At 58.9% G+C, this 20281-nt stretch carries 18 protein-coding genes; 13 read left to right on the top strand and 5 right to left on the bottom strand.

The genetic code is table 11. The annotated features are described in order from the left end of the window. Positions 1–114: 114 nt before the first annotated feature. The 3 genes from ACFSKT_RS13935 to ACFSKT_RS13925 all read left to right on the top strand — a co-directional run bounded on the left by ACFSKT_RS13935 (position 115) and on the right by ACFSKT_RS13925 (position 3390). Positions 115–1308, top strand: coding sequence for an NAD(P)/FAD-dependent oxidoreductase (locus ACFSKT_RS13935; RefSeq protein WP_148931961.1), 1194 nt, complete (start codon positions 115–117; stop codon positions 1306–1308). Beyond that, positions 1308–1562, top strand: coding sequence for a hypothetical protein (locus ACFSKT_RS13930; protein WP_377721594.1), 255 nt, complete (start codon positions 1308–1310; stop codon positions 1560–1562). Before ACFSKT_RS13935 ends, ACFSKT_RS13930 begins: the two co-directional genes overlap by 1 nt. Before the next feature lie 304 nt (positions 1563–1866). Then, a complete protein-coding gene (locus ACFSKT_RS13925; protein ID WP_377721593.1) occupies positions 1867–3390 on the top strand; it encodes a glycosyl hydrolase in 1524 nt (507 codons plus the stop codon). A gap of 87 nt (positions 3391–3477) precedes the next feature. On the opposite strand, the gene hemQ is transcribed toward ACFSKT_RS13925, so the two are convergent. Further along, complete coding sequence (gene hemQ / locus ACFSKT_RS13920; RefSeq protein WP_377721592.1) at positions 3478–4224, bottom strand: hydrogen peroxide-dependent heme synthase; 747 nt, start codon at positions 4222–4224, stop codon at positions 3478–3480. 171 nt (positions 4225–4395) lie between these two features. Here hemQ and ACFSKT_RS13915 point away from each other — a divergent pair, with 171 nt between their 5' ends. The 4 genes from ACFSKT_RS13915 to dnaI all read left to right on the top strand — a co-directional run bounded on the left by ACFSKT_RS13915 (position 4396) and on the right by dnaI (position 8375). Then, entirely contained in the window at positions 4396–4701 is a 306-nt protein-coding gene (locus tag ACFSKT_RS13915) for a YuiB family protein (RefSeq protein WP_377721591.1), read from the top strand. Between the two features lie 91 nt (positions 4702–4792). Continuing rightward, complete coding sequence (locus ACFSKT_RS13910) at positions 4793–5668, top strand: alpha/beta fold hydrolase (protein ID WP_377721590.1); 876 nt, start codon at positions 4793–4795, stop codon at positions 5666–5668. A gap of 140 nt (positions 5669–5808) precedes the next feature. Then, positions 5809–7344: a DnaD domain protein gene (locus ACFSKT_RS13905; protein ID WP_377721589.1), complete on the top strand. Its 1536-nt coding sequence runs from the start codon at positions 5809–5811 to the stop codon at positions 7342–7344. A 71-nt stretch (positions 7345–7415) separates the two neighbouring features. Then, complete coding sequence (gene dnaI, locus ACFSKT_RS13900; protein WP_377721984.1) at positions 7416–8375, top strand: primosomal protein DnaI; 960 nt, start codon at positions 7416–7418, stop codon at positions 8373–8375. A 167-nt stretch (positions 8376–8542) separates the two neighbouring features. On the opposite strand, the gene ACFSKT_RS13895 is transcribed toward dnaI, so the two are convergent. Continuing rightward, positions 8543–9559 (bottom strand): sulfate ABC transporter substrate-binding protein, encoded by a 1017-nt coding sequence (locus ACFSKT_RS13895; protein WP_377721588.1) that lies wholly within the window; start codon positions 9557–9559, stop codon positions 8543–8545. A 532-nt stretch (positions 9560–10091) separates the two neighbouring features. Here ACFSKT_RS13895 and ACFSKT_RS13890 point away from each other — a divergent pair. From ACFSKT_RS13890 to ACFSKT_RS13870, 5 genes are read left to right on the top strand one after another with little or no spacing between them, the layout of a single operon-like run. After that, complete coding sequence (locus ACFSKT_RS13890; protein WP_377721983.1) at positions 10092–11207, top strand: sulfate ABC transporter substrate-binding protein; 1116 nt, start codon at positions 10092–10094, stop codon at positions 11205–11207. Positions 11208–11238: 31 nt separating this feature from the next. Beyond that, on the top strand, positions 11239–12072 hold the full coding sequence (gene cysT / locus ACFSKT_RS13885; protein WP_377721587.1) for a sulfate ABC transporter permease subunit CysT: 834 nt from the start codon (positions 11239–11241) through the stop codon (positions 12070–12072). 14 nt (positions 12073–12086) lie between these two features. Beyond that, entirely contained in the window at positions 12087–12968 is an 882-nt protein-coding gene (cysW, locus tag ACFSKT_RS13880) for a sulfate ABC transporter permease subunit CysW (protein WP_377721586.1), read from the top strand. A gap of 5 nt (positions 12969–12973) precedes the next feature. Further along, entirely contained in the window at positions 12974–14038 is a 1065-nt protein-coding gene (locus ACFSKT_RS13875) for an ABC transporter ATP-binding protein (RefSeq protein ID WP_377721982.1), read from the top strand. Positions 14039–14067: 29 nt separating this feature from the next. Further along, on the top strand, positions 14068–14274 hold the full coding sequence (locus ACFSKT_RS13870) for a YezD family protein (protein WP_148931952.1): 207 nt from the start codon (positions 14068–14070) through the stop codon (positions 14272–14274). 237 nt (positions 14275–14511) lie between these two features. On the opposite strand, the gene rsgA is transcribed toward ACFSKT_RS13870, so the two are convergent. Beyond that, the gene (gene rsgA, locus ACFSKT_RS13865; protein ID WP_377721981.1) at positions 14512–15597 is read right to left on the bottom strand and encodes a ribosome small subunit-dependent GTPase A; all 1086 of its coding nucleotides are present in this window, start codon (positions 15595–15597) and stop codon (positions 14512–14514) included. A gap of 585 nt (positions 15598–16182) precedes the next feature. Further along, on the bottom strand, positions 16183–16329 hold the full coding sequence (locus tag ACFSKT_RS13860) for a YqzM family protein (protein ID WP_148931950.1): 147 nt from the start codon (positions 16327–16329) through the stop codon (positions 16183–16185). A gap of 215 nt (positions 16330–16544) precedes the next feature. On the opposite strand from ACFSKT_RS13860, the gene uvrC reads away from it, so the two are divergent. Continuing rightward, complete coding sequence (uvrC, locus tag ACFSKT_RS13855) at positions 16545–18542, top strand: excinuclease ABC subunit UvrC (protein ID WP_377721585.1); 1998 nt, start codon at positions 16545–16547, stop codon at positions 18540–18542. Here uvrC and ACFSKT_RS13850 read toward each other — a convergent pair. Continuing rightward, a complete protein-coding gene (locus tag ACFSKT_RS13850) occupies positions 18514–20154 on the bottom strand; it encodes a CPBP family intramembrane glutamic endopeptidase (RefSeq protein WP_377721584.1) in 1641 nt (546 codons plus the stop codon). The genes uvrC and ACFSKT_RS13850 overlap by 29 nt on opposite strands. Between the last annotated feature and the right edge of the window lie 127 nt (positions 20155–20281).

The raw sequence follows: 20281 nt of genomic DNA, 5'->3' as shown, positions 1-20281 counted from the left end.
GCGGTTTTTGACGACATTTTACAATTTCCCGTACAGAGAGAAACCCCATAAACAACTGTATATGTGTAATTTTTCACAAAGGATAAAGTAATAGGAATGGATGGGATTCTAAACATGAGCAACATACCGAAAATCGTCATTCTGGGAGCGGGCTACGGCGGCATCCTGACCGCGCTGCGCCTGCAGAAAGAATTGAACTATAATGAAGCCGACGTGACGCTGGTCAACAAGCACGATTACCACTATATTACGACGCATCTGCACATGCCGGCCGCCGGCACGGACAAAGCCGAGAACGCGCGCGTCAGCATCTCGAAGCTGATCGACGAATTCAAGATCGATTTCGTCAAGTCGACGGTCGTCCAAATCCGCACGCAGGACAAGAAAGTCATCCTGGAGGACGGCACGCTCTCCTACGACTATCTCGTCATCGGCGTCGGCGGCGAGCCGGAGACGTTCGGCATTCCGGGCATGAGCGAATACGCGATGAACATTCGCAGCATCAACTCGGTCCGTCTGATCCGCGAGCATATCGAGTACCAATTCGCCCGCTACAAGCGGGAGCCGCACCGTACGGACTACTTGACGTTCGTCGTGGGCGGCGCGGGCTTCACCGGCATCGAGTTCGTGGGTGAGCTGGCCGACCGCGTGCCGGAGCTGTGCAAGCAGTTCGACGTCGACCCGCAGCTCGTGCGGATCGTCAACGTCGAGGCGGCGCCGTCCGCGCTGCCGGGCTTCGATCCGGAGCTGGTTGAATACGCGATGCAGGTACTGACCAAGAAGGGCGTCACGTTCCGCATCGGCACGGCGATCAAGGAATGCACGCCGGACGGCGTTATCGTCGGCGACGGCGAAGAGATCCGCTCCGCGACGGTTATCTGGGCCGCAGGCGTGCGCGGCAATCGTCTCATCGACGAGGCCGGATTCGAGACGATGCGCGGCCGCGTGAAGGTGGACGAATTCCTCCGCGCGCCGAGCAACGAGAACATCTACATCGTCGGCGACAACTCGCTCATCCTGAATCCGGAAGGGCGCCCATACCCGCCTACCGCGCAGATCGCGATGCAGCAAGGCGTCACGTGCGCGCATAATCTGGTCGCTTCGATCCGCAACCAGCCGCTGCGCAAATTCGAATTCAAGAACAAAGGCACCGTTGCTTCCCTCGGCAAGGGCGAGGCGATCGGCCTGGCGTTCGGCAAGACGTACAAGGGCCGCGTGGCCGCTTGGCTGAAGAAGCTGATCGACCTTCGCTATTTGTTCATCATCGGCGGCATCCCGCTCGTGCTGCGCAAAGGGAAGTTCTTCTAATGCGCCACTGCAGCGTGCAAGTACGCGGCTTGCTGACCCGGGATGAGCTGGACCGGTATAATGCGCTGATGGAGGTCGGCTCGTTCCTGGAGTCGCAGAGTCGGTACGATCTGTCGGCCACGGTTCAGAAGGAAGTCGATATTCTCATTCTGCCCGCGATCGAGCGGCTGAAGGAGAAGAGCCGCGAACGCGACCGGCAGACGGAGCTTTACTTGGAGATGAAACGAATCCTGGCAGAGGATGACGAGGATTAGACTCCGCTGTCCCGCTGATTAAGCAATGCCCGGTGTCCGGAGACGGACGCCGGGCGTTTTTTGCGTTCGGTGAAGACAGGCCTCAGGACAATTCAAGCCTATTACCCGTCAACAAAGGTAAACACAACCCTGTTCGCAGGCAATCGGAAGTAAAAACAGTCCTCTAGCTGCGCTTTTGGCGAAGCCATTATAATGGGTTCAACATCACGAAAGCGCATACATTAATCGGCGACCGCATGGGAAAGGAGGGCAGCTAAGTATCGGGTTTAGAAGGCAACGATTCGAATACGCAGAGGAGATGAAGATGATGAAGAGAAAGTGGCTGCCGTATGTCATGGTATTTTTGCTCGGGATGAGCGTCATCGCAAGCGCGAACGCGCACACGGTCGGGACTGTTAACGCGAATGCCAGCCAGAAGACGAAGGATACGCTGAACTGGCTCGCGCATTTGCCGAATCGAACGGCGAATAAAACGGTATCCGGATTTTTCGGCGGCTATAGCGGACATACCTTCTCCACGCAGCAGCTGGAGGAGCTGCGGACGGCGACGGGGCAGTACCCGGGCATTTTCGGCTGCGATTACGGAGCGGGTTGGGCGAGCGCATCGGACCCGACGACGCTGATCAACTACGATTGCAACAGCGGGCTGAAAACCTATGCCGCAGCAGGCGGACTGGTCACGGTCAACGTCCATTATCCGAGTCCTGGCCACGCAAGCGGAGGCAATCTGAACACGAAGCTCGCCAACTTCGGCGACCTGCTGAACGCGAGCACGGACACCGGCGCTAGATGGCGGGCTTACTTGGACAAGACGGCGGCTGGACTTCAGGATCTGGAGAACGCTGGCGTTACCGTGCTGTGGCGGCCGTTCCACGAGATGAACGGCGATTGGTTCTGGTGGGGCAATCAGGACGCGGCGGCGTTCAAGAACGCGTGGATCCAGATGTACAATTATTTCACCGTCACGAAGGGGCTCGATAATTTAATCTGGATTTACGCGCCGGACTTCAGCAGGGGCAACCGTACGGCGTATTACCCGGGCTCGAACTACGTGGATATCGTCGGTTTGGATGCGTACGACGATAACCCTGCGGCGAGCGTAACCGGCTATGACGAGCTGGTCGCCCTCGGCAAGCCGTTCGCGTTCACCGAGATTGGTCCCGACTCGCAAGGGACGTTCGACTATGCGAAGTGGATCAATGCGATCAAGACGAATTTCCCGAAGACGGTCTACTTCTTCGCCTGGAACGACGGCTGGGCGCCGCACCGCAACCAAAACGCTTCGGCGCTCCTGAACGACGCGTGGACGGTCAACCGCGGCGAGATCGCGCTCTCGGCCATTACCGAGGCGGGCGGCACCGGAGGCGGCACCGCCACGACCTTGTACGACTTCGAAGGCTCGACGCAATCGTGGGCGGGCGGCAACGTAACGGGCGGTCCGTGGAGCGTAGCCGAGTGGAGGTCGAATGGCGCAAGCGGGCTGAAGGCGGACATCAACCTAGGCGCGTCGACGAAGAGCTATTCGCTATATCGGAGCGCTTCGCACAACTTGTCCGGCAAATCGCTGCTCAAGGCGCGCGTCGCTACGGCGAACTGGGGCTCGTTCGGCAGCGGGATGACCGCGAAGCTGTACATCAAGACGGGCAGCGGCTATCAATGGTACGACGGCGGCGCGGTGTCCGTCACGTCCGCGGGTGCGACGCTAAGTCTGTCCTTGACGGGCAAAGCGAATCTGGGCGACGTGCGGGAGATCGGCATCGAGTTCGGCGGAGCGGCGAACGGCAGCGGGACTTCGGCGATTTATGCGGATTTCGTTACCGTGGAGTAGCTTGAGTCAGCCTGCATTCTGATAGGTAGATAACACCAAAACGCGCGCCTTCGCAGGCGCGCGTTTTGGTGTTCTAGCTTAGGTTGACTATACGCTCAGCATCTGGCCCAGCTTCTCTTCCGTAAGCAGGTTGCCCACGTAGAAGTCGCCGAAATCGCCGAACCGCGCGCTCACTTCGTCAAAGCGCATCTCGTAGACGAGCTTCTTGAATTGAAGCGCGTCCTCCGCGAACAGCGTCACGCCCCACTCCCAGTTGTCGAAGCCGACGGAGCCGGTGATGATTTGCTTGACCTTGCCCGCGTATTGGCGGCCGATCATGCCATGGCTGCGCATCATGCCGCGGCGGTCGTCCATGCCGAGCATGTACCAGTTGTCGTTGCCTTCGCGGCGTTTGTTCATCGGATAGAAGCAGATGTGCGCGGCTTTCGGCAGCGTCGGCTTCAGGCGCGCGACGATCTCCGGATTTTGCATCGGGTCGGAGCCCGGCGCGGCCATGTAGTTGCTCAGCTCGACGATCGACACGTAGGAGTACGTTTTGACCGTGAATTGCGCGAACGTCGATTTATTGAAAGCCGTCTCGATTTCGTTCAGCTCTTCCAGCGTCTCGCGCAGATGCATGAGCACGAAGTCTGCCTTCTGTCCGACGATCGCGTAGAAAGCGGTGCTGCCCGTCTTGGCGTCCTCGGCGGCCTGCCATTGCTTCAGGAACCCGTGGAGCTCGTCCATCGCCGCGGCGCGAACTTCCGCGTCCGCCTGCTTCCAAGCGGTCCAATCGATGGAACGGAAGTCGTGGAGGGCATACCAGCCTTCTAGGGTTTGTGCTGCTTCGCTCATTGAAGAATCGCTCCTTATATCAACAAAATGGTTGCCAATGATTGTCGCCTTCATTGTATCGTAACGGCGGCGGCTAGAGCAAATGGCGGACTTGTGACAACCGCCTTCTTCAAATTGACTTCCATTCGGCCATCTACTAAACTAATTTGTAGTGAAAGGGGTATAACGGATATGAATACGGATGTTAACTTTTTGCAGCTGATCATCGCGACCGTGCTCTTCTTCGTCATGATGTTCGGGATCGGCTTTATTCTGAACATGCTGCTGAAGACGACGTGGTTCCCGATCTATTTGCTCGTCCTCATCCTCATCCCGGTCTATATATGGCAAACCTGGGATGAAAGCCGGACGTTCGCGGGCAACTTCACGGCGTTCACCTTCGTGGACATTCTGCCGATCATCGGCGCCGGCATCGGCGCATATGTAAGCGGAGCCACGATACGCGCTCTGCGGCGCGGAGGTTACAAAATGTTCTAATTATGAAAGCGGCATAGGCACGGCAATACTAAGGAAAAACATTGCGCTCGCTCTATAATGCGGGAGGCAAGGAAGATCCGAGGTGTTGCAGGTGCCTTTTTTACAAGTTGGTGACGTATCGATTCATTATCGCAGCGAAGGGCATGGCGTCCCTATATTGTGCGTCCATCCGCCTTGCACGACGAGCCGTTTGTTTACGTACGTCAAATCGGAGCTGTGGGACCGCCGCCGCGTCCTGACGATGGACGCTCGCGGTCATGGACGCAGCGAAGCGGGAGCAGCCAAGCTGTCCCTGCCGCTGCTGGCCGAAGATATGCGTCGCGTGCTCGACCAATCCGAGATTTCGTCGGCCTACGTGTGCGGCTACGGGCCGGGGGCGATGGCGGCGATCGCGGCGCTGCTGGCCTATCCGACCCGGTTCCGCGGGGGGATTCTGCTGTCCGGATCGGCGGCCTATCACGATATGATCAGCCGTGGGAAGCTGAAGGCCGCGCTCCTAGCCAGCCGGCTGGGCGCCAAGCGACCGATCGCCTGGGCGGGCGCGTGGCAGGAGGCCGACAACCGGGCCGCCTTCGACGGTATGCTGGACGACGCGCATGGGGCGAACGCGGACCGGTGGCGGGACTATACGTCCGCCTGCCTGGAGGCGAATTTCGAGCGGCAGCTGCATGCGATTCATCAGCCGATGCTGCTGCTCTACGGCACGAAGGACCAGATCGGACACCACTATGCGAACTCGATGTTCCGGCTGCTGCCGAACGCCGAGCTGTATGGCGTGAAGGATGCGGACCGGCATTTGCCGATGAAAGCATCTCGCCAGGTGGGGCTCGTCATGCGGCAGTGGATGGACAAGCACGAAGACGGCTCCCTGACCGATACGCTGCAGGAGCGCGACGCGCTCATGGAAGAGCTGGCCGCGAACGGGATCGTCGGAGGCCAGGACGGGGCAAGCTGGCCGTCTCTATAACGTTCCATCTGACGTGGCGAACAGCATGCGAACGCGAACGGAAAATTCCCTCAATCGAGGGAATTTTCTTTTTTTCGACTTTCGGTAAAGTGTGATAGAATAGGAGAACAATACGAGCGGATTGGAGTCGATCGATTAACATGCGAATCCGCAATTTGCATCAATTTACGGAACATCACCGTTTCTACGTGTTTCGGGAATTTGCCATGAGCGCGTTGAACCGTCGGATGTTGGCCCATGTCTATCAGCCGATGATAGGCGCCTTCGCCGCGGGTCTCTACGAACTGCTGTATCACCAGCTTGCAGACGACCGGATCGGTTACTCTGCGCTGGACCCGCAGCGCAAGCTGTTCCTCGGGCTTGGCTTGGACATGAACGAGCGCGGGCGTCAGGAGCTGGCGGACCAATGCTCCCGCCTGGAGGCGGTCGGGCTGCTGCAGTCCTCCCGGCTTAGTGTGACGGATAGCGACGACTACGTGTACGAATACGAATTGGCGGCGCCGCTGTCGCCGGATGAGTTTTTCGGCAGCCCGCACCTGACGCTGCTGCTGCGGGATAAGGTCGGCAAGTATGCGGTGATCTCGCTTCGCGAGATGTTCTATGCCAAGGAATCCGACGAGCTCGCGGGCGCGGCCGGCCTTCACCGCGAGAATTTGACCGTGCCGTTCTACGAGCTGTTCCGGCTGAACGCGCAGGCGGTCGATCCGGAGCTGGACCAGGCGCTCGCCGAGGTTGCGCCGGCGCGTGCGGCCGCGCCGAAGCCGAATTTGGCGACGGCTGGGATTCAATATGCCGAGATCATCACGCGCTTCCCGCGCAACTCGGCGAACCGCGTCTACGTCGAGCGTCTGCGCGGCGACGAAGAACAGCTCGCGCAGCTCAACTACGTGGCGTATAAGTACGGCCTCTCCGTCGTCGATTTGTGTAGGCTTCTGGACGAGGACGGGATATTCGGTTCCCGCGGCGAGCTGATGGTCGACGAGCTGCAGCTGCGCGCCAACCTGACGTTCCGCCAAGGACGCAAGCGTCAGGACGATCGCGAACGGATAATGGCGCGGACGGCCGCGGCCGTCGAACCGGCGACGGATTCGGCGGACGAACAACTCGAGGAAGTCGGCGTTTTAGAGGAGTTCTACATGGAGGTGCCGCTGCAGTTATCGGGCCGCTGCGACATTCACCAGTACAATATGCTCATGCGCAACGAGCCCCATACCCGGTTCATCGCCCGGTTCTTCCCGGGTACGGTGCCGGAGTGGATCGTCCGCGTATTCGAAGTCATCGATCTCAATTATAAGCTGAACGGCTCCGTTATTAACGTACTTATCCATTATGTATTAGGCATGAACGACGCCCAGCGCGTCACGAAGACCTACATCGACGCGGTAGCGTCCAATATGCTCATGAAAGGCATCGACTCCTACGAGAAGGCGATCCGTTACGTGAGGGAACAAACCCGTCTCGAGAAGGAACGCGAGTCGCGGCAATCCGGCGGGTATTCAGCGGGCGGACCGGCCGCGAAGCGTTCCGCGGCCGGTGCCCGCGGAACAGCCGGCGCCGCCAGGGGCGGGCGGAAGAAGCCGGACATCGTACAAGAAATGCCGAAGGGACCGCAAGTGTCGGCGGCAGAGCTGGAGGAGCTGCGCAGACTCGCGCAGCGGCTGGACGGCAAGGCGTAGGCGATAGAGCCGGACATAAGCGGACAACATCTTAAGACGAGGACGGAAGGGGAGGATCAACCATGGCGATGATGGAATCGCTTGGCGACGTGCTGAAGCGGATGCCAAGCGGCAGGGACGCGCTCAAGCAAGCGGATTCGATGCTGCAGAAACTGCTCGCCGATCCGCTGGTGGAGAAGCTGCGCGCCAAGCACCCCGAACTGGACGTAGACACCATCCGGCTGAACTTGAATCGCGTATACCAGCATGTGAAGGAATACCGCGTGTGCTCGAATTGCCCGGGGCTGGACAACTGCCCGAACGACTTCGAAGGTCATTACACGATGATCACCTGCGAGACGATCGCCGGCCAAGTGCAGCTGGACGACCGGAGAGTGCCGTGCAAGAAGCTGCTGGCAAGGCAGCGTGAGAATCAAATTCGCGGTCGTATCCGCAGCTTCTACGTCGACGAACGCGCGCTGGAGCAGGGCTACTCGGCGGAGGAAATCTTGTTCAACGACACCGAACGGCTGAAAGCGGCCGGGCAGGTGATGGAATACATCGGACGGACGAAGGAAGAGGGCTTGCAGAAGCACGGACTGTTCCTGAGCGGTTCGTTCGGCACGGGCAAGACGTTCCTCATGTGCTACATGCTCCATGAGCTCGCGAAGGAAGGGTATACGGGTGCGATTGTCTACATGCCGGACTTCGTCGAGGACTTGAAGGCGCTCATGCACGAGCCGGGCAAGCTCAAGGAGACGGTCGACCTGATGAAGGACACCGACCTGCTCGTCTTCGACGACATGGGTGCAGAGAATTTGAACCCGTGGGTGCGCGATCATGTGCTGGGGGCGATTCTCAATTACCGGATGAATCGGAAGCCGACGTTCTATACGTCGAACTACGACCTGGATATGCTGGAGCAGCATTTCAGCTTCACGAACAAGGAAGGCGAGGAGCTGCACAAGGGGCGGCGTCTGATGGACCGCGTCCGCCCGTTCGTGGACACGGTCGTCGTGACGGGGCACAACAAGCGCGGCAGCCGCGGGTAGTGCTCGCGCTGCTCGGCGAATAAATTCCTTCATTAATATGCGCGCAGCTGCGCACGCAATTTTCATCGCAAATCAAACAACCTCCAAGCTACGCGTTCCCGCGTCGTTTGGAGGTTGTTTTTTTCAAAAGCTAAGAAAGTGCGGTTGAGCCGGCATAGCCGAAGCCATTAGCCCTCGTAGATTTTATCGAACAGACCGCCGTCCGCGAAGTGCTTCTTCTGCGCCGCGTTCCATCCGCCGAAGGCGCGGATGTTGGTGAGCGTCAGCGTAGGGAATTGCTTCGCGTATTGCTTGGCGATTTTCGGATTCGTCGGACGGTAGAAGTTCTGGGCGACGATTTTTTGACCTTCCTCGGTGTAGAGGTAGTCCAGGTAAGCCTTCGCCGCGTCGCGCGTGCCGTGCTTTTCCGCGTTTTTGTTCACGACCGCGACCGGAGGCTCAGCCAGAATGCTGTAAGACGGCGTTACGATTTCAAAGTCCTTGCCGTGTTCTTTCAGCGCGAGGTAGGCTTCGTTCTCCCATGCAAGCAGGACGTCGCCGATGCCACGCTCGACGAATGTCGTTGTGGAGCCGCGAGCGCCGGAGTCGAGCACCGGTACGTTCTTATACAATTTTTTCAGAAACTCGGTGGCCTTCTTTTCATCATGGCCGTAAGTCTTCAACGCATAGCCGTAAGCGGCGAGATGGTTCCAGCGCGCGCCGCCGCTTGTTTTCGGATTCGGCGTGATGACGGAAACGTCTTTCTTCACGAGGTCGCCCCAGTCTTTGATCTTCTTCGGATTGCCTTTGCGGACGAGGAAGACGATCGTCGACGTGTACGGCGAGCTGTTCGAAGCGAAGCGCTTCTCCCAACCCGAGTTGATGAGGCCGGCTTCTTCGATGGCCGAGATGTCATAGGCCAGCGCCAGCGTCACCACGTCGGCTTCGAGGCCGTCGATGACCGAGCGGGCTTGCTTGCCGGAGCCGCCGTGCGATTGCTTGATCGTCACCTTTTGCCCCGTTTTCTTCTTCCAGTAGTCCGCGAACGACTTGTTGAAGCTTTCGTACAGCTCGCGCGTCGGATCGTACGAGACGTTCAGCAGCGTGACGTCCTTCGGCTTCGCCTTCGTCGCGGCATAGGCGCCGGAGCTTGTCGTGAACGCCAAGACCAGAATGGTGAGCGCGATCAGCCATTTTTTGTTCATTTCTCATCTCTCCCCAGAGTGATAAATAGTTGGGCTTGGACCAATACGAAGAGGCCCTGGATCGCACGGATTCGGAGCATGGATCAGCCGTATAGACACGGCATGCACATTCCGAAGTCGGTTCGATATCAGGGCCTCTGGCGGTCCAGTGGGCTCAATGGAATTCATCATATCGGGACAATTCCAACCTGTCAACTATGAATTTAAAAGAGCTGCTCAAGACATTCAGAAACGGCGGCTAGCAACGGAATGCGAGAGCGGATGGCCGGAACTTTACCCACGGCTCCCTGATCTTCGAACAGGTCGGAGATTCAGGAGTCAACAAAGACTACATATAATGGCGATTTTAGCGATAATCAAATCTTATTAATGCGATAAGAATTGTGAAATTAATCGTTGACAGGTAACATTGTCCACTGCTAACATTGCACTCATAACAAAGTAAACAGGTAGGATTAATTCGTTTACGCAGTTGGCGTCGACGTTACGATCGTCTGCCTGTACCAATGAGGGGTGCTTTTACATGTCGAACATGACAAAGAAATTCTCGTTTCGTTCCTTACTCGTACTTACGGTATTCGGTCTTGCGCTGGCCGGCTGCGGCGGCGGAAGCAACAACGAAGCGACCAACGGCGGCGGCGCGAACGCGGCAGGCAATGCGGGGAACGCGGCGACGAATGAAGCGGCGGGCAACGAATCCGCGCCGAAGCCGGCCGTCGAACTGCTGAACGTATCTTACGATCCGACAAGAGAGCTCTATGACGCTTATAATAAATTGTTCATCGATTACTGGAAGACCGAACACAACCAAGACGTGACGATCAAGCAGTCGCACGGCGGCTCCGGCAAGCAAAGCCGGGCGGTCATCGACGGCATCAAGGCGGACGTCGTGACGCTGGCGCTTGGCTACGACATCGACGCGATCGCCGAGAAAGGGCTCGTGAACGCGGATTGGCAGCAGAAATTCGAGAACAACAGCTCGCCTTATACGTCGACGATCGTCTTCCTCGTCCGCAAGGGCAACCCGAAAGGCATTAAGGATTGGGGCGACCTGGTGAAGGACGACGTATCGGTCATTACGCCGAATCCGAAGACGAGCGGCGGCGCGCGTTGGAACTACCTCGCCGCATGGGGATACGCGCTCAAGCAGAACGGCGGCGACGAGCAGAAGGCTCAAGCGTTCGTCAGCGACCTGTTCAAGCATGTGCCGGTCCTCGATTCCGGGGCACGCGGATCGACGACGACGTTCGTCGAGCGCGGCATCGGCGACGTGCTCCTCGCCTGGGAGAATGAAGCATATCTGTCCGTCAATGAGCTGGGCAAAGACAAATTCGAAATCGTGTACCCGTCGATCAGCATTCTGGCGGAGCCTCCGGTCGCGGTCGTCGACAAGGTTGTGGACGACAAGGCAACGCGCGAAGTCGCGGAGGGCTACCTCGATTTCTTGTATACCGAAGAAGCACAGAAGGTCATCGCGGAAAACTACTATCGTCCGCAGCTGACCTCCGTAGCCGAGCAGTACAAGGACCGCTTCCCCGAACTCGAATTGCTGACGATCGACAATGACTTCGGCGGTTGGAAAGAAGCGCAAACGAAGCATTTCGCCGATGGCGGCATTTTCGATCAAATTTATACGCCGGGTTCTTAAGGAATGCGGGGTTGACGGGGGCTGACTTCACATGAAAGGTTCCAAAGCGCGCAGCGTTCTGCCTGGTTTTGGGTTATCGATGGGATTTACGGTATTTTATCTGTGCGTGCTCGTGCTCATCCCGCTGGCGGGCCTCGTCGTCAAGACGACGGGCCTCAGCTGGGAGCAGTTCTGGAATACGGTGACGAGCGGCCGCGTGCTGGCGTCCTACCGGGTTAGTTTCTTGACCGCATTATTCGCGGCGCTGATCAATCTCGTGTTCGGCCTGCTGGTGGCATGGGTGCTCGTTCGTTACCGCTTCCCGGGCAAGAAGCTGATCGACAGCCTCGTCGATCTGCCGTTCGCGCTGCCGACGGCGGTTGCGGGCATCGCGCTGACCGCGATCTACGCCCCGAACGGCTGGATCGGCTCGCTGCTGGATCCGCTCGGCATCAAGATCGCATTCACGCCGCTCGGCATTACGATCGCGCTCATCTTCATCGGACTTCCGTTCGTGGTCCGGACGGTTCAGCCGGTGCTGCAGGATTTCGAACGCGAGACGGAAGAGGCGGCCGTCATGTTAGGCGCCTACCGGTGGCGCACCTTCCGGCGGGTCATCCTGCCGGAGCTGGTCCCGGCGCTGCTTACCGGCTTCGCGCTGGCTTTCGCCCGCGGGCTCGGCGAATACGGATCGGTCGTCTTCATCTCGGGCAACATGCCGCTGAAGACGGAGATTACGCCGCTTCTCATCATGACCAAGCTGGAGCAGTACGATTACAGCGGGGCTACGGCAATCGCCCTCGTCATGCTGCTCGCCTCGTTCTTGATGCTCTTGTTCATTAACTACTTGCAGTGGCGCAGCAACCGTCGCGCCATCGCGGATTAAGGAGGGTATCGTCTATGGCAGGAGCCGTAACCGCTCATTTGTCCGATAGCGCCTCCGTTCGGCCGAAGCACGTCACGGAGAAGCCGATCGTCCGCTGGCTGCTCACCGGCATCGCGCTGCTCTTCCTCGGCTTCGTCGTACTGCTTCCGCTCATCGCGGTGTTCGTCGAGGCGTTCAAACAGGGCGTGAACTTGTACTGGGCATCGATAACCGATCCTGACGCCGTGGCGGCGCTCAAGCTAACGCTCATTACCGCGCTAATCTCGGTGCCGCTGAATACGGTGTTCGGCATCGCGGCCGCTTGGGCCATCACGAAGTTTCGATTCAAAGGGAAAAACTTCCTCATTACGCTGATCGATCTGCCATTCTCGATTTCGCCGGTTATTTCGGGCCTCATCTTCGTCCTGTTGTTCGGCGCGCAAGGCTGGTTCGGTCCATGGCTGGATGCGCACGACATTCAAATTCTGTTCGCGCTGCCCGGCATCGTGCTGGCGACGACCTTCGTCACGTTTCCGTTCGTGGCCCGCGAGTTGATTCCGCTCATGCAGGCTCAAGGGGTGCAAGAGGAGGAAGCGGCCGCGAGTCTCGGCGCGAAGGGCTGGCAAATTTTCTTCCGGGTTACGCTGCCGAACATCAAGTGGGGCCTCCTGTACGGCATCATCCTGTGCAACGCACGGGCGATGGGCGAGTTCGGCGCCGTCTCGGTCGTCTCCGGACACATCCGGGGCGAGACGAATACGCTGCCGCTGCACGTCGAGATTTTGTATAACGAATATCAATTCTCCGCGTCGTTCGCGGTCGCGTCGCTGCTTGTGTTTCTGGCGTTGATTACGCTCGGCGTCAAGAGCTTCGTTGAATGGAAATCCGCGCAGAGCGCTAAAGGAGGCGAGGCGTAATGGGATTGCATCTTGAGCTGCGAAACGTCTCCAAAACATACGGCAGCCACCGGGCGGTGTCGGACGTCAGCTTCGGCATCGAACGCGGCAAGCTGATCGGCCTGCTCGGTCCGAGCGGCGGCGGCAAATCCACGCTGCTGCGCATCCTGGCCGGTCTGGAGACGCCGGATGCGGGCGACATTCTGATTAACGGCCGCCGCGTCAACGACGTCGCGCCGCAGGAGCGAGGCATCGGGTTCGTCTTCCAGAACTACGCGCTCTTCAAACATATGAACGTATTCGATAATATCGCGTTCGGCCTAACAATCCGGAAGGCGAAAAAAGCCGAAATCGCGGAGCGGGTGAACGAGCTGCTCGACCTGACCGGACTGCGCGGCTTCGAGAAGCGTTATCCGCATCAGCTCTCCGGCGGACAGCGTCAGCGGGTCGCCTTCGCCAGGGCGCTGGCGCCAAGACCCGAGCTGCTGCTGCTCGACGAGCCATTCGCGGCCATCGATGCCAAGGTGCGCAAAGAGCTGCGGACGTGGCTGAAGCAGCTGATCGAGACAATCGGCATAACGTCGATCTTCGTCACGCACGACCAAGACGAAGCGGTCGAAGTGGCGGACGAAATGCTCATCGTGCAGCAGGGGCGGCTCGAGCAGCAGGGCTCGCCGGTCGATGTGTACACGGCGCCCAAGAGCGCGTTCGTCGCCGGGTTCATCGGGCAGTCGCAGGTCATTGCGCACCCAAGAGAGCTCGTCGGCTTCGGAGATATTGCCCTTCCCGAGGCCGGGAAGGCGATTATCCGGCCGGAGTTCGTCGAGGCGGGAAGGCCGCACGAAATTACGGCGCCATCCGCTTCGGCCAGCGGGACCGTACGCCGCGTCTTCTTCCGCGGCGCCCACCTGGAGCTGGAGATCGACCTCGGCGGCAACCGGCTCGCTGCCCATCGCTCGCTGGATCAGGAGCCGATTCAGCCGGGCGAAGAAGTTTCCGTCCTTATTCATCGCATCTATGTGGTTACCGATCATAAAGCAGTCATGGTGGAGAATCCGCTTAAAGTCGATCCGCTGCCGGTGCACATTTGACCGGAAATTACAAATTGGAGGGATATACAATGGCAAAGCCTTTGGTACTCGATCAAGAATGGTTGGAGCGCATTTCGTCGCAGGTCAACGGCCTGGAGTACGGTTCGGTTCTCATTACGGTGCATGACGGCCGCGTCGTGCAGATCGACCGCACGGAGCGCAAGCGCTTCGACGCCGCGAGCAGCCGCCAGCAGCCGCAATCGCAAGCCGAGAAGCTGAAGGCTGTCAATGGCTAGCGATTGTCCCTGCCCCAGCGGCTTGCATGCATAGCGCCCGAGCTTCGTCCTTGGAGACGATAGCTGGGCGCTTTTTGGCATACTGGCGGTATTTCTCCTGCGGCCTTGACTACACTGGGGGTCTGGCCGCAAACCGCAAGCTGGCGCCTCAACCCAGTCGCCAACTCCGTCAGTAAGATCACCGCTTGTCGTATTATTCGGCGGTTCGTGACGCCGTGCTTCCGAGGAGCGAGAAGATCACTCTTCCCACGCAACCGGGCCTCGCGATCTCGGCGCGGCGGTGCGCTTGGAAGCCGTCTTCTGCTGGCGTTTGCTCGCGCTGTTCTCTTTGCGCGCCAGATGCGCAAGCTCCCGGCTCGTCTTGCGGTAACTGGCCAGCCGCTTGGCGTCGAGGACGCCTTCGTCCGCGGCCTCCCGCACGGCGCAGCCGGCTTCGCCTTCATGCCGGCAGTCGCGGAACCGGCAATCCGCCGCGAGCGCCTCAATGTCGGCGAAGGCCTCCTGCAGCCCGTCCTCGGCTTCCCACAGCGCCAGCTCGCGCATGCCCGGCGTATCCATCAGGACGGCGCCGCCCGGGATCGGGAACAACTCGCGATGGGTCGTCGTATGACGGCCTCGGGCGTCGCTCTCGCGAATGCCCTGCACGCGCTGGCGCTCCTCGCCGGCTAAGGTGTTCAGCAGCGTCGATTTGCCGACGCCGGAAGAGCCTGTTACGGCAACGGTACTGCCCGGCTGCAGGTAGCCGGCTAGCTGATCGATGCCTTGCCCATGCAGGGCGCTGACGGCATGGATAGGCACGCCTGGCGCGGACGCTTCGACCGCGGCAATTCGCGCTTCGACCTCCTCGCACAGATCCGCCTTGGTCAGCAGCACGACGGGCGACGCGCCGCTGTTCCAGGCCGCGATCAGATAGCGTTCGATTTTGCGAAGGTTGAAGTCGTCGTTGAGCGCGCAGACGACGAACAGCGTGTCGATGTTGGCGCCGATGATCTGCTCGTGCACGCTGGGTCCGGCTGCTTTGCGCATCATCTCGGAGCTTCTGGGCAGCACGGCATGGATGATCGCGCGCGTCTCGCCCGCAAGAGGCTGGACGAGCACCCAGTCGCCGACGGCCGGGAAGTCCCCGCGTGAGGCGGCTTCGTACTGGAATTTGCCGCTCACCTCGGCCGAACGTTCGCCGTCTTCGGCGATAATCCGGTATTGGTGGGAGTACTGGGCGATAATGCGAGCGGGGACGAGCCCGGCTTCGCGCGGGAACGACTCGAGGTGATGCTGCCAGCGAGCGTTCCAGCCATAGGCTTGCAGCGTAGGTTGCGCATTCAGTTGATCGTTCGGGTGATGGTTCGGTTGATTAAATGCAGGTTTCACGTAAATGGCTCCTTTAATAGGTGGTTTGGGTGTAGAACAAACACTAAAAAGCCGCAAGAAAACTCTCCTGCGGCTTGTAAGCGTACCATGTAGGTACGCCGGCTGTTGCTTCGGAAACGTTACTGCACGCCTCTTGGCGATGGACGCGGTGGGGCCATGGGATGGCCGTGCGCCCGGCAGATGTCCGGAACAAACAACAAAAAGCCGCAAGATACCGGGTTAGCGGTCTCCTGCGGCTTCATGGACTGGCGCGCGTTCGAGTCGTCATGCCTCGAGCGAAAAAAGGCATGACAAATAAACGTTAGCCAATCGAGTTGTTCCGTAGAGACTGCTGCCCGAAGCGTCCAACCGACAGAAACATGGCAATCGATGGGTTTCTCATATGACATCAGCCTCCTTCGTTTAATAGTTGCATTGTATGCCAGCTTCGGGTTGTTTGTCAACGTCTGGAAAAAGACCAAACATCCCAAAAGCGTCAAGCGGCATTAAAAAAGGCCCGCCGATCGCGGAAGCGCCGGGAGCCTTGTCCTAATCAAGCGATTAGGAGATGACGAACTTGATAATGACCATGACCGCAAAGACGAGCGTCATGAAACCCAAGAAGCCGCCGAAACCAAACATGAGGTCGAACAGGTCGTTGCGCGGTTCTTCATTGTAATGCTCGCGCGGATCTCTTACGTTCTCCATTGCTAACTTCCTCCTCGCGCAAAGATTGCTTTCCCTAGTATACCCAACAATCAAATTAAAAGTAAAGACGATCCTGCCAATTATTATCGGCCGGAATGCGAAACTTTACCGGTGCGAACAGACGTCCCAAGGGAGCAAACAACCGTTCGGTATGGTACAATAATGAGCGATGGTTAAGGAGAGCAAAGTCATCCTTTCCGGGAGGGGGAGACCACATGGAGCATCACGAAGGAACCGTAAGCCAGAAGCAGTCCAGCCGGAAGCAGGCGGAGGAGCACATCCGCAGCAAGCTGGCGCTGCTGCCCGATCAGCCGGGCTGTTACCTGATGAAGAACGCGGACGGCACCATCATATACGTGGGCAAGGCGAAGGTGCTGAAGAACCGGGTCCGGTCTTATTTCAACGGCAGCCATAACGGCAAGACGCAGCGCCTCGTCTCGGAAATCCGCGATTTCGAATATATCGTCACCTCAAGCAACATGGAAGCGCTCATTTTGGAGTGCAACCTGATCAAGCAGTACCATCCACGGTATAACGTGCTGCTCAAGGACGACAAGACCTTTCCATACATCAAGATCACGAGCGAGAAGCATCCGAAGCTGGAGGTTACACGGCGGGTGATCAAGGATAAAGGCAAATATTTCGGACCTTACCCGAACGCGTACGCCGCCCAGCAGACGATGAAGCTGCTCGAACGCCTTTATCCGCTGCGCAAATGCGGCACGCTGCCTGACAAGGTATGCCTATATTATCACTTGGGCCAATGCGTCGCGCCGTGCGAGTACGACGTCGCACCGGGCACGTACGAGGCGATGACGCAAGAGATCGCCAAGTTTCTCAATGGCGGGCACGACGAGGTGCGCCGCATGCTGCAAGGCAAAATGGAGGCGGCCGCCGAATCGCTCGAATTCGAGCGGGCCAAGGAATTCCGTGACCAGATCATGGCGATCGACGCGATTATGGAGAAGCAGAAAATTACGCTCAACGACGCGATGGACCGGGACGTGTTCGGCTTCGCGGTGGACAAAGGCTGGATGTGTGTGCAAATCATGTACATGCGCGGCGGCAAGCTTATCGAGCGTCGCGTCTCGATGTTCCCGTATTACGGCGAAGCGTACGATGATTTCATGACGTTCGTCACCCAGTACTACAGCGAGAATCCGGCGCTGCCGAGGGAAATTTTGCTCCCGGCCGCGCCGATGACGCCGGAATCGGGAACTTCGGAGGGCCAACAAGCGGACGGAGCGGCGGAGGCTGAAGCGGCGGTGGCCGCCGAAGCGAGAGAGGCCTCGGCGAATCCGGACAACGTGCTTCCTTCCATGGAGGCGGACGAAGAAGACGAAGCGCCTGCCGGCAGCGCGGCGGACGAAATCCGCGGGGCGCTGCAGAAGTGGCTCAAGGTGAAGGTGTTCATGCCGCAGCGGGGCAAGAAGCGGGATGTCGTCCAGATGGCGAGCAACAATGCGAAGGTCGGGCTGGACGAGAAATTCCGCCTTATCGAGCGCGACGAGGAACGCACGAGCAAGGCGGCCGACGGGCTCGCCGAAGCGCTCGGTCTGCCGCATGTCCAGCGTATCGAGGCGTTCGATAACTCGAATATTCAAGGGACGAATCCGGTATCGGCGATGGTCGTCTTCATCGACGGGAAGCCGGACAAGAACGAGTACCGCAAGTATAAGGTCAAGACGGTCCAAGGGCCGGACGATTATGAGACGATGCGCGAGGTTATCCGCAGGCGCTATGAACGGGTGCTCAAGGAAGGGCTGCCGCTGCCGGACCTGATTGTCGTCGACGGTGGCCGGGGGCAGATCTCCGCCGCGCTGGAGATTCTGGAGCATGAGCTTGGCTTGACGGTTCCGGTGTGCGGCATCGTCAAGGACGACAAGCACAAGACGGCGCAGCTGATGACCGGCGATCCGCCGCAGATCGTGCCGATGGCGCGCGACAGCCAGGAGTTTTACCTGCTGCAGCGCATTCAGGACGAGGTGCACCGTTTCGCGATTTCGTTCCACCGCGAGCAGCGGGCCAAGTCGATGATCGCCTCCAGACTGGACGCGATCCCGGGCATCGGGGAGAAGCGGCGTAAGGCGCTGCTGAAGCATTTCGGCTCGATCAAGAAAATCAAAGAGGCCGGAATCGAAGATTTCCGGCCGCTGTCGATCGGCGAGAAGCTCGCCGCCCAAATTATTGAAGCGTTGAGGGAGGAACCGTGAGGGGCGGTTTCCTCCCTTTTCGCGTGCCCAATCGCCGCAATACGGCGGCTACGCCGACAGGCAGCACGATGTAGAAGAGGCCAAGCGCGATGTTAACCGGCTGTCCAAGGAACATAAGCGAGATCGCCATCATGACGGAGTCGAAGATGGCGTGCGCGAAGATGACCGCGGCCAAGCCGAAACGCAGGAAGAAATAACTAAATAGAAGGCCAAGAAGCGTAAGCTCGATCAATCTTGTCGTCGAGGGATAGATGGCGTACGTCACGTGGCCGAGCGCCCATATCACCGTTGGAATCAGCGCCGCGACGAACGTGCTGCGCAGCCACTTCTTCAGCAGGCCGATCGCGAAGAAACGGAAGACGGCTTCCTCCGAGATAGCCGCGCACCAGGCCAGCAGCGGGAACAGCCACGGGGCCCCGAAATTGTAGGGCGATTGCATGACGTCGGTCGTGGCCCATGCATCCGTCGCATTTTCCAGAATGAGCAGAATGACCGTCTGCACCGCAAGCAAGATAAACGCGAGGAGATAGCCGAGTTTCATGCTGTTCCACATATGCTCGCCATAGCCCCGCTCGCTGCTTCTCGGCCACAGCTGCCATCCCATGGAACGCCATAGACCGTCTCCGCCCACGAGCGAGAAATAGACCGACGCCGCCATGACGACCGTGATGAAGCTTTGGACGATCATGCCGATCAGCGCGACGGTGCGGGCGTTCTCCATTTCGCCGAAGCTTGCGGCCAGGCCGTCGATCATATTGAAATTGTTGATCAGATAAAACCCGAGGAAGATCGCGGCCACTAGCCAACCTCGGACGAACGACGTGTGCTTGCGATAAAGCGCGGCATAGATAACGGCCAGAATAAACAGGACGAGCGACATGAGCGTGCTGCCGAACAGCGATAACGAAGAAGCGAGCGCATCCTGTTCCTCCACATACGCTTCATAGTCGGCCGGTACCTGGAAAACGGGGGCGTATCTCGTTACCAATACGCCGCCATCCGGCTTTGACTCCGTGCCGATCAGAAGCGAGAGCTTCGCCTCGCCGATGGCCTCGCCGGCGACGTCGAGCCGTACGTCGCCTTCGCGGGTCAGCTGCTTCTGCGCTTTGAGCGCATCGCGCTTGAAGCCCTGCTCGATGGCGAAGTCGACCGCCGCCGCGATGCGCTGTTCCGGTTCAGGGAGCGCCGCGTCCGCCGCGTGGGGCTTATGCCAGCTGATGATTTGGCCGCTCTCCATATGTACGTAGACGTATAATTCGCCGGAGTATTCGCCTGGCAAGGTCGACGTTACCTGATAGGTATCGGTTGGGAATTTCCGGTCGTACCGGTCCCCGTAGTCCTCTGTCAGCTTTTCTTTCGCCAGATAGCCGTAAAGCAGCTTATCGGATTGATGGTACGCGCGCGAGGCGTTCGGCGCTAGGCCGAACTGCTCCGTCAGGAAGGCTGCGGAGCGCCGCTCGGCCTCCGATTTGGCGATGACCTTCTCGGATCCGGAGCCGAAGAAAGCGCCCGCGGTAGCCGGCAAGACTTGAACCAGCAAATAGAGGATCGCGCTTACGGCTGCCAGCCAGCTGTAGAGCTTCCAGTTCGGTGTAACCTCGATTCGATTCAATGCGAGCAACCCGCCTTTCGGACATGAAATCTTTTTGAAGGACAGGACATATAAGATTCGCTTCTATACTCCTGTCTCCATCTTGTATTTCTCCATTGCTGATTTGCTCAATCAGCCTTGCTGCTGC

The organism is Paenibacillus xanthanilyticus (assembly GCF_042682185.1).
Classification (GTDB): Bacteria; Bacillota; Bacilli; order Paenibacillales; family Paenibacillaceae; genus Paenibacillus_Z; species Paenibacillus_Z xanthanilyticus.
The sequence above is the reverse complement of the archived record's forward strand: the minus strand, read 5'-3'. Positions and strand labels throughout refer to the sequence as shown.